We start from the raw sequence: 21,006 nt of genomic DNA on the forward strand, positions 1-21,006 counted from the left end.
ATGCCTGTGCTCCTGTTGTCCTACTTCGTTGTTGAAGCGATCGCGTTCTTTCTCGTTGCCAAGTGGATTGGTGTCGGCTGGGCTCTGTTGGCAATTTTTGCACTGATGATCTTCGGCGGCTTCGCCGCCAGCATGTCGCTTCGCAGTGAACTCATGCAGATGGCTCGCGGACGAACCAGCCTTGGCAAGTTGGCTGGCGATTCCGCACTGCTGATGGCCGGCTGGGCGCTGAGCCTCGTCCCCGGCTTCGTCAGCTCGGCCATCGGCCTGCTATTAGTGTTCGGTCCGACACGAGCAATCGCGCGTCGTTCGATGACCAAACGCGCCCGTCGCAGCATGGAGGACCTCGGCGCGCGCCTCTACGAGGCCACCCCGATGTCGCAGTTCACCACCTCCTACGGTTCGTTTACGAACCCCAACCAGCCTTCTCCGCAGAAAGGAGCGGATGCTGACGACGTCGTTATTGATGCCGACGAGTTGGAGGAATGGTTCCGCAACAGCGGCAATGAGCCGGGGGAGAAGTAGGTGACGGCCCTTACCCGCTTCCTCCGGTTCGTACTCGCGGCCTGCTCTGGCTGGCTGGTGTTCTTCTCGTACGAACCGCACGGACACTGGTTCTCCGCCATCGTCGGCATATCCGTGTTTTATCTTGCGCTCATGCCGTGGCAACGCTGGCCGGGTACTGATCGTCCATCCGCAGTCTTCGGTGGCTTACTGGGCTTTACGCAGGCTGCGTTTTGCTACCTCTACCTGCTGCCGTGGATCGGGGAGTTTGTCGGCGCAATGCCGTATGTCGCTTTGTCGATCTTCCTCGCGCTCTACGGCATCGCTACAGGTGTGTTTGGTGTGATCGTCGCGCGCTGGCGCTTTGGCTTCCTCGCGTTTGCGCTGATCTACCTTGCGGTTGAGTATTGCCGCTCGTCGTTTCCTTTCGGCGGGTTTAGCTGGGTACGCCTGGCGTGGGGGCAAATCAATGCTCCACTAGCTGCTCTCGCACCTTGGGGTGGTCCGGCGCTGATCTCACTTGCGGTGGCGCTGGCAGGGGCAGGTCTCACCGTGGCCATTCTGCAGCGTGGGACGCAACGCTGGGCCGGCCTTGTAGCCGCAGTACTGCCCCTCGGTCTCGGCACCGTGGCGCAGATCGGGGTCAATAACCCTGCCTCGACAGTGGGCGAAGCAACCGTTGCCGCGGTACAGGGCAACGTCCCTCGCATGGGCCTCGATTTCAACGCGCAACGCCGCGCGGTGCTGGCCAATCACGTCAACGAAACTCTTGCGCTTCGCGACGACCTCCGCGCGCAAAACATGGATGTCGACGCCGTCTTCTGGCCAGAGAATTCCTCTGACGTCAATCCGTTCACCGACTCGGAAGCACGAGCGCTTATCGACGTCGCCGTGCGCGGCATCGACGCACCGTTGCTCGTTGGCACACTCACACGTGACGACGTTGGGTCCCGCAACACCATGGTCGTCTTCGATCCAGAGGATGGGCCAGGGGAGTACCACCACAAGCGGTTCCTCCAGCCGTTCGGCGAGTACATGCCCATGCGTGACTTTTTCCGGAGGTTCTCCGACATGGTTGACCTGGCTGGCAACTTCAAACCTGGTGACGGCAACGGTGTGGTGCACCTCGGCAACATCGCAGTCGGTGTGGCGACCTGCTACGAGGTGGCGGAGGACGAGGCCTACCGGATGGCGATTCGCAACGGCGCCCAGTTGCTCAGCACACCGACGAACAACGCCACGTTTGGATTCACCGGCATGACGTATCAACAATTGGCGATGAGCCGCATGCGTGCACTGGAGACCGATCGCGCAGTGGTTGTTGTAGCCACCTCGGGTGTCTCCGCCATCGTCCATCCCGACGGCTCAGTATCGCAGCAGACGGAAATCTTCACGGCAGATCATCTCGTCGAAAAGCTGCCGCTGCGCGATTCTGTCACCCCGGCTGTGCGATTTGGAAAGATTCTGGAGTGGTTGCTTGTCGCGGCAGGGATCATGCTGATGGCTGTGGCAGGCGTTTCCGCACGTACCCGGGCGCACGGGTATGCTGCACCAAGGAATAAATAAGTGTGACAACGAGGAGACGTAGCACCGTGGCGAATACAACCCTGGTGATTATCCCGACCTACAACGAAGTGGAAAACATCCCGCTTATCGTTGGACGCGTGCTGGATGCCAACAAGGATGTGGACGTCCTTGTGGTCGATGACAACTCGCCTGACGGCACCGGAGCAAAGGCTGACGAGCTCGCAGCTACTCATGATGAAGTTCACGTGCTCCACCGCACCGGAAAAGACGGCCTGCTGGCTGCGTACCGTGCCGGCTTCGAATGGGCCCTTGAGCGCGAGTACGAGGTCATCGTTCAAATGGATGCAGACGGCTCGCATGCCCCTGAGGAACTCGTGCGTTTGCTCGACGCAGTAGCCAACGGCGCAGATCTGGCAATCGGTTCGCGCTACGTCGACGGTGGGGAAGTAAAGAACTGGCCGCGCAGCCGCTACCTGCTGTCCAAGCTGGGCAATGAGTACATCTCGATCGCGCTTGGCGACGATGTCAAGGACATGACCGCTGGCTACCGTGCGTTCCGCCGCGAAGTCTTGGAAGAACTCGACCTGGATGCGCTGTCCAACAAGGGCTACATCTTCCAGGTGGAGATTGCCCACAAGGTCGCAGACGCTGGATTCGGGGTTGTTGAAGTCCCCATCACTTTTGAAGACCGCAAGCTTGGCGAGTCGAAGCTGGATGCAAGCTTCGCTGCCGCATCGTTTGCGGAGGTAACCAAGTGGGGAGCGAAGGAAAAGGCTTCCTTCGTGGGCAACCTGGCGAGCGAAACCTGGCGACAGATTGAGTACGCTGCCGCCAACTCAAAGCTTGCAGATCTTCCAAATCGTGCGACCAAGGCTCCGTCGCAGGTAGCTGACTTGGCTAACGAGGTTGCTTCCTTGACCAAGTACGAGCTCTCCGGCAAGAACCTGGATAGGGTTGGCCGTCGCGTAGCTGAAGGTGCCCAGACGGCAAAAGACCTGACGACGGAAACCGTGCGTCAGGTCCTTCACGTATTCAATTCCGGTTCGAAGTAAGGAATTAGCCTTCCTTCTGCGCGGCCTGCTCCTTAGCGAGGCGGGCCGCGGTGCGACGGCGCTTCCGGAGCTGCTCCAAGCGCTCCTCAAGCAGCACGTCGAGCTCCTCAATGCTGCGACGTTCCAGCAGCATGTCCCAGTGGGTACGCGGCGGCTTTGTCGGCTTCGACTCGACGCCTTCGCCCTCCATGAGCGTGCCGGTCTGGCCGTTCTTGCACATCCACTCTTCGGGGATCTCAGCCTCATCGGCGAACGGAACCTCAAACACCTCACCATTGGGTGTTTGGTACTTCGCCATGCGACGCGGCGCGAGATCATGGTCGCGGTCAGTTTCGTAGCTCACGGCACCCATGCGGCTACCGCGTAGCACTCGATCAGCCATGTTGTCTCCATCCTTGTCGTCGTTATTGCCCGGTTGCCCAGCAATCGCTCAAGTATAACGGTCCACTAATTCGTTTTGTTCCCTGACCTCACCCAGGCTTGACACCTGTAATAGACTTGCCGCCGTGAAGATCAGGAAGCGGAGAGTAAACGAGACTACAAACGTTTGCGCGTGGTGCGGTAAAGAGATTGAAATCAACCAGGGGCGTGGCCGCAAGCGGAAATATTGCAGTTCTTCGTGCAAGCAGCGTGCGTATGAGCAGCGCACACTCCTTGCAGGTACGACTGTGGACCCTGACGCTGTGATTCTGAGCCGTCAGCGCGTCGCAGAGATCCGCGATCGACTTTACGAGTTGCGCTGTGCCGCTGAGGATATCCAAACTGCAGCGGCCGAAGGCGCGACGGCGGACGAGTTGCATTCGTTGTGTGACGAATTAGTAGGCTTGGTCCAGAAACTCGAAAAGCTGAGGTGAGGTACGTGAAGACCAGCTCCCGTAATACGAAACTGCTTATGATCGCAGTTTTGGCCTTTGCCATTCTGGCGCTTGCAGTGGCGTTCATCCCGTTGGGAAGGACGCTGTTTTTTAGTCACGGTGTCAAAACTGAGGGTATCGACGAGTCCAGCCTGAAATCCGCCACAACGGAAATTGACGGCGTCTGGGAGGTAACCAATAAGCCTGGACCCAACCAAACGTCTGCAGGCTTCACGTTCGCCGAGGTGCTGCCAGGTGATCGCCGGACTACGTCAGGCTCGACACAAGGCGTTCGCGGTAGCGTGACCATCGAGGCGGGCACGCTGAAGGCTGGCGAGATTATCGTCGATATGACAAACATTCGTACCGACTCTGATGTCCGCGATGAAAGCGTCCGCCGCAAGATTTTCCATACGGACGATTTCCCGGAGGCAAAGTTCGTTGTCACCGAGCCAGTGGACCTCAGCAGTGTGCCAGAGGACGGGACGATGGGCACCGTAAACCTGACGGGCGATATGACGATCCACGGCGAGACGAATACGATCACGCAGACATTCAATGTCGCGCGCTCGGGCGATCAGCTGCTCGTCGCAGCAGACATTCCGATCAACCGCGAGGACTACGGAGTGAAGACTCCGGAGCTGGTGGCCGCAAAGATCGCCGAGGACGGCGAAATTAACGTCCGCCTGGATATGCGGAAGTAGCCCTATATAACGTCACCTGACGTTATATAAAGGATATTTGTCCGATAATGTACATTATGTCAAGTAACATTTGGTGGCACCACGGCGTAATCTGTCCCCATGGCAAAGCTCCTCTCTCCCGATCCCCGCAGGATCCCCAAGCCGGTTTACGACGATTCTTACCCGGACGCTGTCAGTGAGCAATTCACTGGCGGCTCCGACCCGGAACTCGTCGCGGCGCTCGCAGCAATCGTCGGCGCGGACAATGTTCAATCACTCGTCTCAGATCTCGTGCGTTACGCCTCAGACGCCTCTCCGTACCGCGACATCCCGTCCGTGGTCGTTCAGCCACGTAACGCGCAAGACCTTTCCGCTCTGATGCGCTATGCCCGTCGCGCAGGCCGGACGCTGACGTTCCGCGCCGCCGGGACGTCGCTTAACGGCCAGGCGATGACGAACGACATCCTCGTCGATGTGAAGACCCACTTCGCCGGCATGGAGGTCCTCGACGGCGGCAAACGCCTTCGTACGTTGCCGGGCGTTGTGCTTGGCGACGCTCAAGCGGTCCTGCGACGCCACGGCTACATGCTCGGACCTGATCCCGGCTCGACCGCATCTGCTTGTATCGGTGGCGTCCTCGCTGACAATGCCGGCGGCATGCGCTGCAAGATTGAGCGTGATTCCTTCCACACCATCGATCAGGCTGAGTTTGTATTGACGTCTGGCGAGATCGTCGATACGCGCAAAGGCGACGACGCCTTCCGCAAACAGTGCCCTGAACTGCACAAACAACTCTCTGATTTCCGTGATCGATTGCGTGCTAACGAGACGCTAGTCGCTCGCCTACGCGCAAAGTTCTCCATCCGCAACACCAACGGCTTGCGCATCGATGCATTCTTGGACGAGGACGAGCCGGTCCGTATCCTCATGCGCTTGCTCGTCGGCTCCGAAGGCATCCTCGGCGTGTTTACCGAGGCTGAAATTCGCACCATCGAGTTGCCAAAGAAAAAGGCTGTGACCTGGGTGGTTGTCCCCGACATCACTGATGCTGCCAACTATGTTGCACAGCTTGTCGACGCCGGGGCTGAAGCCTGCGAACTGCTCGTCTCCGATGTCATGCGCGGTTCAGTTGGCCAATTTAGTGCTGCTCCTGCTGAATGGGCAGATATTGACCAGTCCACCGCTGCCCTGCTCCTCGAGGTCGGTGGCACCACCGAAGACGAGCTTCAGCAGGCCATTGCCGCCGCCGAGGCCGTGCTCGAGGGCGCGGAGCTGCTGGCACCGCTGCACTTTGAGACCGACCCAAAGAAGCAAAACGCCATGTGGCAGCTGCGTAACGGCCTGTTTGGCCTGATCGGGCAAAACCGCCCGCAAGGCGCCGCGCTGATTACTGAGGACGTATGCTTCCCACCTGCGCAGGTCGGCGAAGGCGCTGCTGAACTCATGGAGTTGCTCCGGCGCTACGGCTACCCCGAAGGCGTGATGGGACACGCACCCTACGGGAACCTGCACTTCTTTATCACCCCGGACTTCTCCAACCCTGAGGAGCTCGAGAAGTACTCGCGCTTCCTTGACGAGCTGGTTGAGTTGGTCGTCGACAAGCACGACGGCTCGATGAAGGCTGAGCACGGTACCGGTATCAACATGGCGCCGTTCGTGCGCCATGAATGGGGCGACGAAATCTGGAACCTGTTCTGGGAGGTCAAGGAGATGCTTGACCCGGACACCATCCTCGCGCCGGACGTGAAGTTGACTCGCCAGTCGGACATCCACCTGCAGCGCTTCAAGTCCTTTCCCAAGGTCGAGCAGGAGATCAATATGTGCGTCGAGTGCGGCTTCTGCGAGCCGGTATGCCCGTCACGCCACGTCACTGTGACTCCACGTCAACGTATTGTGCTGCGCCGTGAGATGGCGCGTCAGCCGGAAGGCTCGGAGGTCTTGGGGGCGCTGCGCGAGCAATACCAGTACAACGCGATCGACATGTGCGCTGCCGACGGAACCTGCGCTATCCCCTGCCCTGTTGGCATTGATACCGGCAAGGTAATGAAGCAACTGCGCGCAGCTCAGGCAACACCTGCAGAGAAGCGTGTCGCAACTGGGATCGCGAAGGGATACGGCGCGGTCGAGGCGTTGGGCCGTACTGCGGTATCTGGCGTCAATATTCTCGGGCCTGCGCTAGCCAATGCTGTCACCCAGGTTGGACGTGCACTCATCTCGCCCGAGCGCTTCCCCTCTGTGCCAGGGCCCATGCCGCACAAGGCACCACAGATGCCGGAAACCTCGCGCAGCGGTGCCGCAGCTGTCTACTTCCCTGCCTGTGTAAACCGTATCTTCGGCCAACCTGCTGGTTCTGCTGATCAGATTGCTGTGCCGCAGGCGGTTGTTGAACTCGGCCGACGAAGCGGAGCACCTGTGTGGATCCCGGAAAACGTTGACGGCGGTTGCTGTGGCATGCCGTTTTCTTCGAAGGGATTCGACGATGCATACCGTGCGAAGGCACTCGACCTGCTGGAGCGCATGTGGCAGTGGTCAGAGCAAGGCGCACTGCCTGTGATCATCGATGCGGCCTCGTGCACCCATACCGTGGTGGATTCCATGCCGGAGGTACTCTCCCCTGCTGATCTTGAACGTTTCGAGGCGATTCGCGTTCTTGACCTGGTGCAGTGGCTCGACGAAGAGATCATGGAGCACCTGCCCATCACTCAGGACCAGGGGCGTATTGCTGTCCACCCGCCATGCTCCGGTCAGCACCTTGGTACCACGGAAGCGCTCATGCGTGTCGCAGCTGCGTGTGGCGATGCGGAAGTGCCCGCTGGGGCGGCCTGCTGTGGCACAGCTGGCGATCGTGTGATGTTGCACCCTGAGCTGGTTGAGTCGGCGACTCGCGAGGAACGCGAGGGGCTCAATCGTGGCAATTATGCACGCTTCGTGTCAGCAAACCGCACCTGCGAGATGGGCCTACAGATGGTGGCCGGAAAGCCATTTGAGTCGATTGCAGTACTGGTCGAGCGTGCATCCCGACCGGAGGTCACGTTAGCCTAGCGACGGCCTCCGCGGTGGCGCTGCACCATCGTGACCTGCGCGAGGTCCAGCATTTCCAATCGTGCAAGGGCTTCGCGCAGGGCTAGCTGCCAAGTCCACATCCTGCGAAATACAACGTCGTAGCCATCCGCTGCGGCGTCGCGTAAGTGGGCGTCGAAGGCCATTCGCTGCAGCCTCAGCGATGCTGCGAGGTGTTCAGGTGCGGTTGTCACCGCAGTCACGCGCAATGCAGTGTGCTTATCGACGATCCGGGCAACGTCATCGCAACTCACAACGTTCATCCGTGGCCACGCATAACCGGTGGTTGAGGCCAACGCTGCCGCTGCACTCCGGGAATAGTTGTTCGTGCGGACAATTGTTTGCAGCACTACCTTGCCGCCCTGTGCGAGCATCTGTTCCGCGGATACGAGATACGCGATCTGCTCCGGGTGCGGCATGTTCTCAAACGCCTGCATGCTCACTACTGCGTCGTACGCCCCGCGACGCTGCCGTGCCAACGCTTCGATTTCGGCTGGGGAATCCAACACGTCAATGCGTGCAGCACCTTCAGCGCCACTGAGGATCAACTGTTCTTCAAGACTTTTTCTCACGCGGGCGTCAAAGGTAACCACATCCAGGGTGCAGCGTCGATCAAGTGCTTCCGCAGCCACCGCTCCTCCACTGCACGGCATCTCAAGCAAATGTGTGCTGGGGCCGGCAGCGGCGGCGTCGAGAAGCATCGAAATGCTCCTGCGTTGCGCATCAGCTAGGTCATCACGATGAGCGTCAAGTGGAGCGCCGATTTCGGTGACGTCGACGAAGTGGTGCCCTGGCTCGTTTCCTCGCCCTGCCCCCGGAGTGTGGGACTTCATCCGCGTGCGCTGAGTCGTCGGCACACCCGTGCCAAAGTGTCCCTGCGCATGCGTTGCGGTGCCACCAGCAAAATGCTGCACCAGATCCGGAGGTAGCTCCCCGATCACCCCAAGGGGTGTGCGACCGTGCTTCGGAGCAGACACGCGTGCTGGCCCCGGCCTGTACCCCGCACCGATCAGCGCCTGGAGTGCATCTACAAGCCCTTCGGACGTCGAGGTCACCCACTCGCCTGCCATATAACTTTCAGCAAGGCCAGTCCACCCGCGCGCAGCGATACGCTCAAACATGTCCGCGGATTCCACGGTGAGCGCTGCATCGTCTCCTTCTAGAGCAAGTTCTGCTTTCGCACAGGCACGAGCAAATGTCGCCTCAGCGATCTTCGTGCGCAGCGCTCCTCCACGGGCCCTGGGTACCGCAGCAACAGCCGGCCAGGCCGCGGCGTCGATGGAACTTTTGCGTGCGCGGGAGATATCGGCCATTTCACAAATGCTAGTGGCCAAGAACCTGCTTCTGCGGTACGCCACGGCTCAGATAAAATGCGGCGCGTACTATATAGGCGTTGCACATATAAAAACTCAACCGAGGAGAGATATTTATGGCCTCTACGGTCATTCGCCCAGACGGAAACCGCCATCATGTTGTCATCATCGGCGCTGGCTTCGGTGGCGTCAACGCAGCCAAGGAACTTGCGGATGCTGATGTCGATGTGACCCTGATCAACAGCACCAACCACCACCTTTTCCCGCCACTGCTCTACCAGGTGGCAACCGGCCTGATGTCCTCGGGCGAGATCACCGGTGACATCCGTCAGATGTTTGCTAACCAGCAGAACGTCCGCGTCGTTCGTGGCACTGTTGAGACCATCGACGTCAAGGGCAAGACCGTCACCTCTGTTGAAAGTGGCAAGGAATACACCTTCGGCTACGACTCCCTCATCGTCGCCGCTGGTGCTGGCCAGTCCTACTTTGGCAACGACCACTTCGCCGAGTTCGCGCCGGGCCTGAAGACCTTGGATCACGCGTTTGAGATCCGCGCACGCCTCATTGCAGCATTCGAGCGTGCAGAACTGGCGGAAACCGCAGAAGAGCGCGATCGCGCTCTGACCTTCGTCATCGTTGGTGCTGGCCCGACCGGCGTCGAGCTTGCAGGCCAGGTTGCGGAGATGGCGCACCGTGCCTTCACCTCGGGCCGATACTCGTTCAGCACCGAGCAGTCGAAGATTTACCTGCTTGATGGCGCACCGCAGGTGCTGCCTCCATTTGGCAAGCGCCTGGGCAAGAAGGCACAGCGTGAGCTTGAAAAGGCCGGCGTCACCGTGATCCTCAACGCCATGGTGACCAACGTTGATGCGGACTCTGTCACCTACAAGGACATGAAGACCGAACAGGAAACCACGATCCAGACTCCGACCAAGATCTGGTCCGCTGGTGTTGCGGCTTCCCCGCTGGGCAAGCAGGTCGCAGACCAGATCGGTGTTGAAGCGGACCGTGCCGGCAAGGTTGCTGTTAACGCGGATCTTTCCGTCGGCGACGAGTCCAACGTCTTCATCGTTGGCGACATGATGAATCGCGACCGTCTGCCAGGTGTGGCCCAGGTTGCAATCCAGTCCGGCGCTTATGTGGGCAAGGTCATCAAGAACCAGGTCGAGCACGATATCGCTCCGGAGGATCGCGCTCCGTTCGAGTACTTCGACAAGGGCTCCATGGCGATCATCAACCGCTTCAATGCTGTGGTGAAGATGGGCAAGGTCGAGATCACCGGCTTCATCGGCTGGCTGATGTGGCTTGGCGTCCACATGTCCTTCCTCACCGGCCGTCGTAACCGCATTGTGGCTGCCAACGAGTGGACGATTAACGCGTTCTCCCGCACCCGCCACAACCTGGCTGTCACCGAAGGCCAGCTGGAGAACATCCACCTGGAAAACGGCGAAAAGTAAGCGTTCATAGCGCTCCAACTTCCCCGGTTCTTCGCTCTCAACGAGCGCAGGACCGGGGTTTTTGCTACTCTCCACCCCCGAAGACTTTGTGTGACCAACACCACGCCAAACGTATTACCTATAGTCGGAGAACTTCTTTATACTCATAGGTAAGCGGCAAGCGCTTTAAAGAGACTGTGTTTGGGAATGGGTAAGCGCAGCCGCATGAAGACCACTAGTTATCTATGTGAAAGATCGTGCAACTGTGACTGTTTCTACAGAGCCGCAAATCCAGAACAAGGCGTGGGAAGGTTTCACGCCAGGACCGTGGACCGAGCACATCGACGTCCGCGACTTTGTTCAGCGCAATTACACCCCGTACGACGGGGACGCATCCTTCCTTGAAGGCGCAACCGACAAGACACTGCGCCTCTGGGACTACCTGGATAAGAATTACCTCGCCGTTGAGCGCGAGCGTCGCGTCTATGACGTTGACACTGACACTCCGGCCGATATCGACGCCTTCAAGCCCGGATACATCTCCGAGGATGATGACGTGATCGTCGGTCTGCAGACTGATACCCCGACCAAGCGTGCCATGATGCCTAACGGTGGCTGGCGCATGGTTGAGCAGGCCATCAAGGAGGCCGGCAAAGAGGTCAACCCGGAGGTGAAGAAGATCTTCACCCACTACCGCAAGACCCACAACGATGCCGTCTTCGACATCTACACCCCTCGTATCCGCGCAGCACGCTCGTCCCACATCGTCACGGGCCTGCCGGACGCCTACGGCCGTGGACGCATCATCGGTGATTACCGTCGTGTGGCGCTATACGGCGTTGACTACCTCATCGAGCAAAAGCAGCTGGCCAAGGATGCGTCTTTGGAGAAGGGCTTCTCCGAGCACTGGGCCCGCTACCGCGAGGAACACGCCGAGCAGATCAAGGCGCTCAAGAAGCTCAAGAAGATGGCTGAAGACTACGGCTTCGACATCTCCGGCCCGGCAACCAACGCCAAGGAAGCCGTGCAGTGGACCTACTTCGGCTACCTTGCCTCCGTAAAGAGCCAGGACGGCGCCGCAATGTCCATTGGTCGCCTCTCCCCGTTCTTGGACGCATACTTCGAGCGTGACCTAGCCAACGGCACCTTGACCGAGGTTGAGGCGCAGGAGATCATCGACGCGCTCGTCATCAAGCTGCGCATCGTGCGCTTCCTCCGTACAGAGGACTACGACCAGATCTTCTCTGGTGACCCGTACTGGGCAACCTGGACCGACGCTGGTTTCTCTGAGGACGGCCGCCACCAGGTCACCAAGACCGCATTCCGTCTGCTGCAGACGCTGCGCAACCTGGGTCCTGCTCCGGAGCCGAACATCACCATCTTCTGGGATCCGGCGCTGCCGGAGGGCTACAAGGAGTTCTGCGCCGCGATCTCCATCGAGACCTCTTCGTTGCAATACGAGTCTGACAAGCAGATCCGTGACCAGTGGGGCGACGACGCCGCTATTGCGTGCTGTGTCTCTCCGATGAAGGTTGGCAAGCAGATGCAGTTCTTCGGCGCACGCGTTAACGCTGCGAAGGCACTGCTCTACGCCATGAACGGTGGTCGTGACGAAGTTACCGGCAAGCAGATAACTGACGGTGACCACAAGCCGATCGAGGGCGATGGCCCACTCGACTTCGACGAGGTCTGGCAGAAGTACGAGGAGATGCTCGACTGGGTTATCGGTACCTACGTCGAGGCTCTGAACATCATCCACTACTGCCACGACCGCTACGCCTACGAATCCATCGAGATGGCACTGCACGACTCCGACATCGTCCGCACCATGGGCTGTGGCATCGCTGGCCTTTCAATCGTTGCTGACTCTCTGTCCGCGATTAAGTACGCGAAGGTCACACCGGTGCGCGACGAGACAGGCTTGATCGTCGACTACATCACCGAGGGCGACTTCCCGTTCTACGGCAACGACGATGACCGCGCGGACGACATTGCCGCAACCGTGGTCCACACCGTGATGCAGAAGATCAAAGCGATCCCGATGTACCGCGACGCTATTCCGACCCAGTCGGTACTGACCATTACCTCTAACGTGGTCTACGGCAAGGCAACTGGTTCGTTCCCGTCCGGGCACAAGGCCGGCACTCCGTTCGCCCCAGGTGCGAACCCGGAGAACGGCGCAGACAATCACGGCATGGTCGCTTCGATGCTGTCCGTGGGCAAGCTCGACTACAACGACGCATTGGACGGCATTTCGCTGACCAACACGATCACCCCGTCGGGCCTGGGCCGTAACAAGGAAGAGCAGATCACCAACCTGGTTGGTGTTCTCGACGCCGGCTTCATCATGGACAACGCCGATGCGGTAGTTAACCCCGCCTAATCAGACTTTCCCACTCACCTATTCACTCCGAAGGAGACGACATCATGACCACCCCTACTTTCGACGAGCGCCTCGCTTCCATGAAGGCTTCCCGTTCCGCGAACAACATGGACTCTGGCCTGTACCACGCCAACATCAACGTGCTTGACGAGTCCACGCTTGAGGATGCAATGGAGCACCCAGAGAACTACCCGAACCTCACTGTTCGTGTCTCTGGCTACGCCGTGAACTTCGTGAAGCTGACCAAGGAGCAGCAGCGCGACGTCATCTCTCGTACCTTCCACCAGGGCGCGTAGTTTATGGCCCAAGACGGAACGAGCGGCGTCGTCACGCTATCGCCTGAAGCAGGCGAGCGCGTGCGCGGCGTCGCTGCCGGTTTAGGCGGACTTTCCACCGACGACCTTGAGATCACTCGCCCAGAGTTGTTTGAGGCTCGCCGCACTGGCGAGATCGGCCTCATCCACTCTTGGGAACTGGTCACTGCCGTCGACGGACCGGGCACCCGTATGACGATTTTCTTGTCGGGCTGCCCACTGCGGTGCAAGTACTGCCACAATCCGGACACGATGGAAATGAAGGAAGGCACACTCGAGCGTATCGACGACGTCGTGTGCCGCGTACTGCGATACAAGCCTGTCTTTAACGCTTCCGGTGGCGGGCTGACCCTTTCAGGCGGCGAACCGCTGTTTCAGATCGCGTTTACACGACGACTGCTCAAGGCAGTGCATGACGCTGGTGTGCACACCACAATCGACACTTCTGGTTACCTTGGTGCACGCTTGACCGACGAGGACCTGGACAATATTGATTTGTTCCTCCTCGACGTCAAGTCCGGTGATCCTGACACATACGAAAATGTCACCGCGCGCCAATTGCAGCCAACCATCGATTTTGGTGATCGACTGCACGAGAAGGGCAAACCGGTCTGGATCCGGTTCGTTGTAGTCCCAGGTCTGACCGACGCTGAGGAAAACGTGCAGCGAGTCGCCGATATCGTCGCGCGTTGGAAGGGCACCGTAGAGCGTGTGGAAGTACTCCCCTTCCACAACATGGGCGCGGACAAGTGGGACAAAATCGGCCTCGACTACGAGTTGCAGGACGTCACTCCCCCGTCCGCAGAGTCCGTTGAGCATGTGCGATCAATCTTCCGCTCGCGTGGTTTGACGGTGTTTTAACCCGGGGTATCACCCCCGTTAGACATTAAGGCGCGCACGCGTAATATCACTTTCGGTATTCGTGCGCGCCTTTTGCGTGCCTATTCATTACAGGGCGACCTCTCATACGGCAAGCCCCACAAGCGTGAAAGGGGGCTAAAGCTATGCCGCCACGTATTTCAATTCCAGGACAGCGTCCTAAGAAGGTGCAGCCCCCGTCTGTGAACCAAATCCCGGTGCCTGTCGAGCGTCAGATCGACTTTTGCCGCGTTTTTGTCGACGGCAAACGCCAGCCGGGAAATGTGCGCATGACTCACGCACTTGAGGTGGCAGAACGCTACGACAACGCTTTCGTATGGCTGTCTCTGAAAGAGCCCACAACGGAGCAAATGGAACGCATCGCCGAGGTCTTCGATATTGAGGACCTGGTTGTGGACGATGTTGTCGCAGCACATCAGCGACCGAAGGTTGAACGCCACGACGAGCAGTTGTTCCTGGTTGTGCGTTCAGTGTCGTATCGTGACGACGAAGAGGTGTCGGACGCCCGTGAAATCATTTCCACCGGCGAAGTACAGATGATTATCGGCGAGAAGTTTGCCATCACGATTCGCCATAATGTCCGTCTCCCTGACCTCACCAACAAGCTCGAGGACGAAGAAGAGCTAGCGCTGCTCGGGCCTTCTGCTGTGGCGTGGGCGGTATCTGACTATCTGGTAGACAACTACCTGAAGGTCGCGGATTTCCTCGAAAGCGACGTCGACGAGCTGGAAAACGAAGTGTTTACGCCACGTCGCACGATCAACATTGACAAGATCTACACCTACAAGCGTGAGATTTTGGAGATGCGTCACGCGATCGACCCACTGTCGCCAGCGCTTCGCAACGGGTTGACGAACAACAAGGACTTTATGCGTAAGGCTCTGCGTACCTACTTCCGCGACGTCCAAGATAACTCCACGATCGTCAGCGACCGTCTTTCAGGCTTCGACGAACGTCTCACGTCCCTGCTGGACGCGTCGGTAGCGAAGATTACGATGCAGCAGAACTCTGACATGCGTACGATTTCGGCCGTTGTGGGCATGGCGGCGGTGCCGACGTTGGTTGCCGGAATCTACGGCATGAACTTCGAAGTCATGCCAGAGCTTGGCTGGCGTTACGGCTACCCCGCTGCACTTCTCGCAATGTTCATTGCTATCTCGGTGATGTGGTGGTGGTTCCGCAAGAACCACTGGCTTTAATCAGCCACTATTTGCTCAGGATCATCAGTTTGAGGTTGGTCACAGCGACCAACTTCTCCTCGCAGTACATGTTCACGCGCCACAGGTGGGTGCGGGCACCGATGTGGACCGGCTCCGCGGTGGCGTCGATACGCTGCCCCGCGCGCACGCTGCCCAGAAGGTCGGTGGAGTTGCTCATCCCCACTGCAGGCTGTGCGCTAGCTGCCACCGCCGCAATTGACCCCATGGTTTCACCGATTGCGCAGTAGACACCGCCGTTGACGATACCGGTTGGCTGCAGATGCTCCGCAGTTGCAACGAGGTGTGCATCCATCCGTTCTTTTGAGCAATAATCCAGCACCAAACCGAGTCGCTGGGCGAAGTCAACGTTGAGGTTGTTGATCACGGCGAGTTCTTCTTCGCTCAACGGCGTGTCAAGCACTTCGTTGTACAGGCGAAAATCGAATTCTAGGTTCATGCTCGTCGATGATACGGATGATCTGTCCTCAGCCACGTAGAATTCGCACTATGACTGCAGATGCTTCAGAACCTCTTGCTCAAATCGGTGTCGTCGGTATGGCAGTAATGGGCTCAAACCTTGCCCGTAATTTTGCGTCGAAAGGCCATACCATCGCTATTTACAACCGCTCACCAGAGAAGACGCGGGCGGTTATCAACGAGTATGGCCATGAGGGAAACTTCATCGCCGCCGAGACCATCGAGGACTTTGTCGCATCTCTGCAGCGCCCCCGCAAGGCAGTGATCATGGTGCAGGCCGGTGCAGCAACTGATGCGGTCATCGAACAGCTCGCTGATGCGATGGAAGACGGTGACATCATCATCGACGGTGGCAATGCCCTGTTCACCGACACGATTCGCCGTGAACGTGAGATGGCCAAGCGCAATCGCCATTTTGTCGGCGCGGGTATTTCCGGCGGTGAAGAAGGTGCATTGCGTGGCCCGTCGATTATGCCGGGTGGCCCAGTCGAATCCTGGGAGACACTTGGACCACTCCTCGAAGACATTGCTGCAAAGGTCGATGGCACCCCGTGCGTGACCCACATTGGCCCGGACGGCGCTGGCCACTTTGTCAAGATGGTGCACAACGGCATCGAGTACGCCGACATGCAAGTGATCGGCGAGGCGTACCACCTGCTACGTTACGCAGCAGGCCTGGCCCCTGCGGAGATCGCCGACATTTTCACTGAATGGAACAAGGGCGATCTGGATTCCTACCTCATCGAAATCACCGCGGAGGTGCTTCGCCAGGTCGACGCCCGCACCGGAAAACCGTTTATCGACGTCATCGTGGACGCTGCCGGCCAAAAAGGCACCGGACGGTGGACCGTCAAGGAGGCACTGGATCTCGGTGTACCGACCACAGCTATCGGCGAGGCAGTGTTTGCCCGCGCGCTGTCGTCGGCACTTGCCCAGCGCGAGGCTGCGACGGAAGCCGAACTTCCGGCGGGCGAGTTGAGTACCCTCGAAGCACTTGGCGTGGAGAAGACTGCGTTTATCGACGATGTCCGCCGAGCCCTGTACGCCTCCAAGTTGGTCGCCTACGCGCAAGGCTTCGACGAGATTAACGCTGGGTCCGCCGAGCACAACTGGGATATCAAACCGGGCGATCTCGCACGTATTTGGCGCGGTGGCTGCATCATTCGTGCGAAGTTCCTCGACCGCATTACCGAGGCCTACGAAAACGATCCGAATCTCCCGTCGTTGTTGCTCGATCCGTACTTCACCGGAGAACTGCAAAAGGGCCTGGTAGACGCATGGCGCCGTGTGGTTGTCGTCGCTACGCAGCTTGGACTCCCAGTGCCGGTGTTCGCTTCCTCGTTGTCCTACTACGACTCGCTGCGTGCCAAGCGGCTGCCAGCAGCACTGATCCAGGGACAGCGCGACTTCTTCGGTGCACACACCTACCGCCGCGTGGACATGGAAGGCACCTTCCACACCACCTGGTCCGGCGAGCGGGAAGAGTTGAGCTACTAAAACAACGACGCGCGTACACTGATCTGAATGACTACATTCGCCGACCTCGGCCTACCCCGTGAAATCGTCGCCACGCTGAAAAAGCAGGGCATCACGGAGCCCTTCCCTATCCAAGAGGCGGCTATCCCCGATGCCCTTGCGGGCCGTGATGTTCTCGGGCGGGGTCCAACAGGCTCGGGCAAAACGTTTACGTTCGGTTTGCCTATGCTTGCCCGTCTCGTTGGAGCCCCATCACGCCCGGGTCACCCGCGAGCGCTCGTGCTTGCGCCGACGCGTGAACTTGCAACGCAGATTCGCGAGCGTCTCGACGACTCCGCTGCCGCCCTCGGCCTACGCGTCCTCGATGTTGTCGGTGGCGTGAACATCAATAACCACATTCGTGCGTTGGCCTCCCCAGTCGATCTCCTTGTGGCCACCCCAGGCCGCGCCGAGGATCTCATCAACCAGAAGAAACTCTTCCTGGATCAGGTGGAGGTCACTGCTCTGGACGAGGCCGATCAGATGGCCGACATGGGTTTTTTGCCACAAGTTCGCAAGCTGCTCGACCGCACTCCCAAAAACGGCCAGCGTTTGCTGTTTTCCGCCACACTGGATGGCGACGTGCAAAAGCTCATCGACCGCTACATGCACAACCCAGTGACGCACTCCACTGCGCCGGTGGAGGCCGCTGTGGACACCATGGAGCATTTCCGACTTTTGGTCGGTGGCCGTGAGCAACGCAATGAGATCGCGATGCAGATCGCCGCACGTGACGGCAAGACCATCATGTTTATGCGCACGAAACACGGTGTTGACCGTCAGGTGAAGAAGCTGCGACGTGTCGGCATCAATGCCCAGGGGTTGCACGGCGATAAAACCCAAGGGGCGCGTACGCGTGCCTTAGACGGCTTCAGCGACGGCACCACCCCGGTGCTCGTCGCTACTGATATTGCTGCACGCGGTATCGATGTCGACGACGTCTCGCTTGTCGTCCACGTCGATCCGCCAGCCGAGCACAAGGCGTATTTGCACCGCGCAGGGCGCACCGCCCGTGCTGGCACGTCCGGCACAGTGGTCACGCTCGTCATGGACGAGCAAGCTAAGGAAGTCGCGCAACTGATGCGCAAGGCAGGCGTGAAGGCTCCGGAGGTCAGAGTGGCTCCAATGTCGGAGTCGTTGGTTACGATTACAGGAGCACGTGTCGCAGATGGAAAGCCATTGCCTCCGCCGGGGGCTCCGAAGCAGGCTCCCCGTGGTGGTGGCGGGCAAGGTTCCCGCGCTGGGCGTCGGTCGTCGCAACGATCGAGCCGCGCTGGACGTTCCCGTTCTACACGTGGGCAACGCGGCAACTCGCAGGGTCGTCGTGGAGAGAACAAACGAAGGAGTAACGGCCGCTAAGGCGCAGATCAACACACATGGACATATTCATATCCATACTTTCTCTTCTGGCGTTCGTATTGCTGACAGCCTCTACCGGGTTGTTCGTTGCAATCGAGTTCGCCATGACGGGGCTCGAGCGCTCCACAATCGATGCCCACGTTAAACAACGCGGGGATGCTACAGCCCGCGCTATCGCGCGTGATCACGCGAATCTTTCGTTCGTCCTCTCAGGCGCCCAGCTCGGCATTACGGTGACGACGCTGGCGGCAGGTTTCCTTGCCGAGCCTGTACTCGGTAAGTTCTTCACCCCTGCGTTGGAGGCCGTCGGACTTAGTGCGTCGGCCTCAACCACTGTCGCACTTATTTTGGCCCTTGTCATCGCAACGTTTTTGTCGATGGTTTTCGGCGAGCTTGTACCGAAAAACATGGCTATTACGGACCCGCTGGCGACAGCTCGCGTGGTCGTGCCACCGGTGCACTGGTTTAACACGGCGATGAAGCCGTTTATCAACCTTCTCAATACCTCCGCTAACTGGATTGTGCGCAAGATGGGTATCGAGCCTGCCGACGAGCTTGCCTCGGCCCGCTCTTCTCAGGAGCTTGGCGCCATGGTGCGCTCGTCGGCAGAGGCTGGTGGTTTGGATGCTGAGACCGCTGCAGTGATCGACCGATCACTGCGCTTCGGCGAGACCACAGCTGAAGAGGTGATGACGCCCCGTTCCACCATCGACTCCCTCGACGCGGAGGATACTGTTGTCGACCTGATCGCACTTGCTCGCGAAACTGGGCGTTCGCGTTTCCCAGTGCGGCGTGGCGATCTCGACGACACCCTCGGAGTCGTCCACATCAAGGACGCATTCTCCGTGCCACCCGACGAGCGTGCGACCACACAACTTGCCACGCTTGCCCGGCGTGTCCCAATCGTCCCGGGCACGCTGGACGGCGATTCCGTGCTGAACCGGGTGCGCTCTGCTGGTTCGCAGGTCGTGCTTGTTGCCGATGAATACGGTGGCACCATGGGCCTGGTTACCATCGAAGACCTCGTTGAGGAGATTCTTGGCGAGGTGTACGACGAATACGATGACCGCGAAAGCGAAAAGGACTTTGTCCGTTACGGCACCTCATGGGAGGTTTCCGGGCTCGTGCGTCTCGACGAGCTCGAAGAGCGCCTCGCCTACACAGCACCCGACGGCCCCTACGAGACGTTGGGCGGTCTGATCATGGCAACACTCGGTCGCATCCCGAAGGTTGGCGACGAGGTCGTCCTGCGCGAAACGTTCGGTTCGCTGCAGGAGGAGTTCCAATCGGCAGGCGCCGGATCATGGCTTGCCCAGGTCACCGCAATGGACGGCCGCCGTGTGGATAAAGCGATGCTGCGCCCGATTACCCCTGAGGAGGCCGACCGATGAGTATCTGGCTCGCTGTTGTCCTGATTGTCGCCCTCCTCGCTGCTAACGCATTCTTTGTTGGAGCCGAGTTCGCTCTCGTATCCTCGCGCCGCGACCGTCTCGAGTCACTCCAGGCCCAAGGCAAAACCAAAGCCCAGGACGTGATGTACGCAACCGAGCACCTTTCCATCTACTTGGCTGGTGCGCAGTTCGGCATTACTGTGGCCTCGCTGATATTGGGCAAGGTTGCCGAGCCGGCGATTGCAAAATATCTGGAGGAGCCGTTCCTCGCGCTGGGTGTACCGGCAGATATTCTGCATCCAATTTCGTTCGTTATTGCGCTTGCATTCATTTCTTTCCTGCACATTTTGTTCGGCGAGATGGTGCCGAAGAATATTGCCATCGCGGGGCCTGAGCAATCCGCAATGTGGCTGACCAGACCGATGACGTTGTGGATGAAGCTAACCCGCCCCGTGCTGGAAGCACTTAACTGGGTGGCTCGTAAGACATTAGCTGCGTTCGGTATCCAACAGCGCGACGAGTTGGATTCCACTGTCGACCAGGAGCAGTTAGCCACAATGATTCAGGAGTCTCGCAAAGAGGGGCTCCTGGATGCCGAGGAAACTGTCCGTTTGGCAAAGGCGTTGCGTCAGGATTCCCGCAGCCTCAACGAGGTGCTCATCCCGCTTGTAGAGGTAAAGACGATCCCCTACGACCCGCGCGGCATCCGTCTTTCGATCATCGAGCAGGCAGTGCAAGACACCGGTTTTTCACGCTTCCCGGTACTGATCAGCACTGGATCCCTGGCGGGCTACCTGCATGTGAAGGACATTCTGGACTTGATGGAGACAGATGAGAAGGATCCACGCGTGCCGCTTTCACGCATTCGACCGCTCATCACAGTCGACGGCCACGAGTCAATGGACGACGCTCTTACTTTGCTGCACCGACGTTCAGCGCACATGGCGGCAGTGCATGAGAACGGCCGCCTCGTCGGGATCGTCGCCCTCGAAGACCTCATCGAGGAATACGTGGGTACGGTGTCGGACTGGACACACGAAAACGAATAGTTAGCGTGCGT

At 59.1% G+C, this 21,006-nt stretch carries 18 protein-coding genes; 15 read left to right on the top strand and 3 right to left on the bottom strand.

All coding sequences use genetic code 11. From position 1 onward, the window contains the following. Genes HMPREF3145_RS10595 through HMPREF3145_RS10605 form a run of 3 tightly spaced genes read left to right on the top strand, consistent with a single transcriptional unit; the run spans nt 1 to nt 3,083 of the window. The gene (locus HMPREF3145_RS10595) at nt 1-525 is read left to right on the top strand and encodes an FxsA family protein (protein WP_070423190.1); all 525 of its coding nucleotides are present in this window, start codon (nt 1-3) and stop codon (nt 523-525) included. After that, nucleotides 526-2,070, top strand: a complete 1,545-nt coding sequence (gene lnt, locus HMPREF3145_RS10600; protein ID WP_070423191.1) for an apolipoprotein N-acyltransferase — start codon at nt 526-528, stop codon at nt 2,068-2,070. It abuts the gene before it with no gap. 26 nt (nt 2,071-2,096) lie between these two features. After that, nucleotides 2,097-3,083 (top strand): polyprenol monophosphomannose synthase, encoded by a 987-nt coding sequence (locus HMPREF3145_RS10605; RefSeq protein ID WP_070423192.1) that lies wholly within the window; start codon nt 2,097-2,099, stop codon nt 3,081-3,083. Nucleotides 3,084-3,087: 4 nt separating this feature from the next. Here the strand turns inward: HMPREF3145_RS10605 and HMPREF3145_RS10610 are convergent, their stop codons facing one another. Then, entirely contained in the window at nt 3,088-3,465 is a 378-nt protein-coding gene (locus HMPREF3145_RS10610; RefSeq protein WP_070423193.1) for an RNA polymerase-binding protein RbpA, read from the bottom strand. Between the two features lie 124 nt (nt 3,466-3,589). Between HMPREF3145_RS10610 and HMPREF3145_RS10615 the strand changes: the two genes are divergently transcribed. The 3 genes from HMPREF3145_RS10615 to HMPREF3145_RS10625 all read left to right on the top strand — a co-directional run bounded on the left by HMPREF3145_RS10615 (nt 3,590) and on the right by HMPREF3145_RS10625 (nt 7,662). Further along, nucleotides 3,590-3,937 (top strand): hypothetical protein, encoded by a 348-nt coding sequence (locus HMPREF3145_RS10615; RefSeq protein ID WP_244268723.1) that lies wholly within the window; start codon nt 3,590-3,592, stop codon nt 3,935-3,937. A 38-nt stretch (nt 3,938-3,975) separates the two neighbouring features. Next, nucleotides 3,976-4,641 (top strand): YceI family protein, encoded by a 666-nt coding sequence (locus tag HMPREF3145_RS10620; RefSeq protein WP_083279527.1) that lies wholly within the window; start codon nt 3,976-3,978, stop codon nt 4,639-4,641. A gap of 99 nt (nt 4,642-4,740) precedes the next feature. Continuing rightward, nucleotides 4,741-7,662, top strand: coding sequence for an FAD-binding and (Fe-S)-binding domain-containing protein (locus HMPREF3145_RS10625; RefSeq protein ID WP_070423195.1), 2,922 nt, complete (start codon nt 4,741-4,743; stop codon nt 7,660-7,662). On the opposite strand, the gene HMPREF3145_RS10630 is transcribed toward HMPREF3145_RS10625, so the two are convergent. Further along, entirely contained in the window at nt 7,659-8,993 is a 1,335-nt protein-coding gene (locus HMPREF3145_RS10630; protein WP_070423196.1) for a class I SAM-dependent methyltransferase, read from the bottom strand. The two genes, HMPREF3145_RS10625 and HMPREF3145_RS10630, sit on opposite strands and share 4 nt — an antisense overlap. Nucleotides 8,994-9,109: 116 nt before the next feature. On the opposite strand from HMPREF3145_RS10630, the gene HMPREF3145_RS10635 reads away from it, so the two are divergent. From HMPREF3145_RS10635 to HMPREF3145_RS10655, 5 genes are all read left to right on the top strand, one after another. Beyond that, the gene (locus tag HMPREF3145_RS10635) at nt 9,110-10,450 is read left to right on the top strand and encodes an NAD(P)/FAD-dependent oxidoreductase (RefSeq protein ID WP_070423197.1); all 1,341 of its coding nucleotides are present in this window, start codon (nt 9,110-9,112) and stop codon (nt 10,448-10,450) included. 244 nt (nt 10,451-10,694) lie between these two features. Further along, nucleotides 10,695-12,812 carry a pyruvate formate lyase family protein gene (locus HMPREF3145_RS10640; protein ID WP_070423198.1) on the top strand — a complete coding sequence of 706 codons (2,118 nt, stop codon included), beginning with the start codon at nt 10,695-10,697 and terminating at the stop codon, nt 12,810-12,812. A 44-nt stretch (nt 12,813-12,856) separates the two neighbouring features. Continuing rightward, nucleotides 12,857-13,108: an autonomous glycyl radical cofactor GrcA2 gene (grcA2, locus tag HMPREF3145_RS12100; protein ID WP_034999039.1), complete on the top strand. Its 252-nt coding sequence runs from the start codon at nt 12,857-12,859 to the stop codon at nt 13,106-13,108. A 3-nt stretch (nt 13,109-13,111) separates the two neighbouring features. Further along, complete coding sequence (gene pflA / locus HMPREF3145_RS10650) at nt 13,112-13,987, top strand: pyruvate formate-lyase-activating protein (RefSeq protein ID WP_070423199.1); 876 nt, start codon at nt 13,112-13,114, stop codon at nt 13,985-13,987. A 143-nt stretch (nt 13,988-14,130) separates the two neighbouring features. Then, nucleotides 14,131-15,204: a magnesium and cobalt transport protein CorA gene (locus HMPREF3145_RS10655; protein WP_070423200.1), complete on the top strand. Its 1,074-nt coding sequence runs from the start codon at nt 14,131-14,133 to the stop codon at nt 15,202-15,204. Nucleotides 15,205-15,211: 7 nt separating this feature from the next. Here HMPREF3145_RS10655 and HMPREF3145_RS10660 read toward each other — a convergent pair whose 3' ends face one another. After that, nucleotides 15,212-15,661, bottom strand: a complete 450-nt coding sequence (locus HMPREF3145_RS10660) for a PaaI family thioesterase (protein WP_070423201.1) — start codon at nt 15,659-15,661, stop codon at nt 15,212-15,214. 50 nt (nt 15,662-15,711) lie between these two features. Between HMPREF3145_RS10660 and gndA the strand changes: the two genes are divergently transcribed. From gndA to HMPREF3145_RS10680, 4 genes are read left to right on the top strand one after another with little or no spacing between them, the layout of a single operon-like run. Next, on the top strand, nt 15,712-17,178 hold the full coding sequence (gene gndA, locus HMPREF3145_RS10665) for an NADP-dependent phosphogluconate dehydrogenase (protein WP_070423202.1): 1,467 nt from the start codon (nt 15,712-15,714) through the stop codon (nt 17,176-17,178). A 27-nt stretch (nt 17,179-17,205) separates the two neighbouring features. Then, a complete protein-coding gene (locus tag HMPREF3145_RS10670) occupies nt 17,206-18,555 on the top strand; it encodes a DEAD/DEAH box helicase (protein ID WP_070423203.1) in 1,350 nt (449 codons plus the stop codon). Nucleotides 18,556-18,572: 17 nt separating this feature from the next. Beyond that, nucleotides 18,573-19,946, top strand: a complete 1,374-nt coding sequence (locus HMPREF3145_RS10675; RefSeq protein ID WP_070423204.1) for a hemolysin family protein — start codon at nt 18,573-18,575, stop codon at nt 19,944-19,946. After that, entirely contained in the window at nt 19,943-20,995 is a 1,053-nt protein-coding gene (locus HMPREF3145_RS10680; protein WP_070423205.1) for a hemolysin family protein, read from the top strand. Before HMPREF3145_RS10675 ends, HMPREF3145_RS10680 begins: the two co-directional genes overlap by 4 nt. The last annotated feature ends 11 nt before the right edge of the window (nt 20,996-21,006 follow it).

Origin of the sequence: Corynebacterium sp. HMSC05C01, assembly GCF_001807155.1 — a bacterium.
Classification (GTDB): Bacteria; Actinomycetota; Actinomycetes; order Mycobacteriales; family Mycobacteriaceae; genus Corynebacterium; species Corynebacterium coyleae.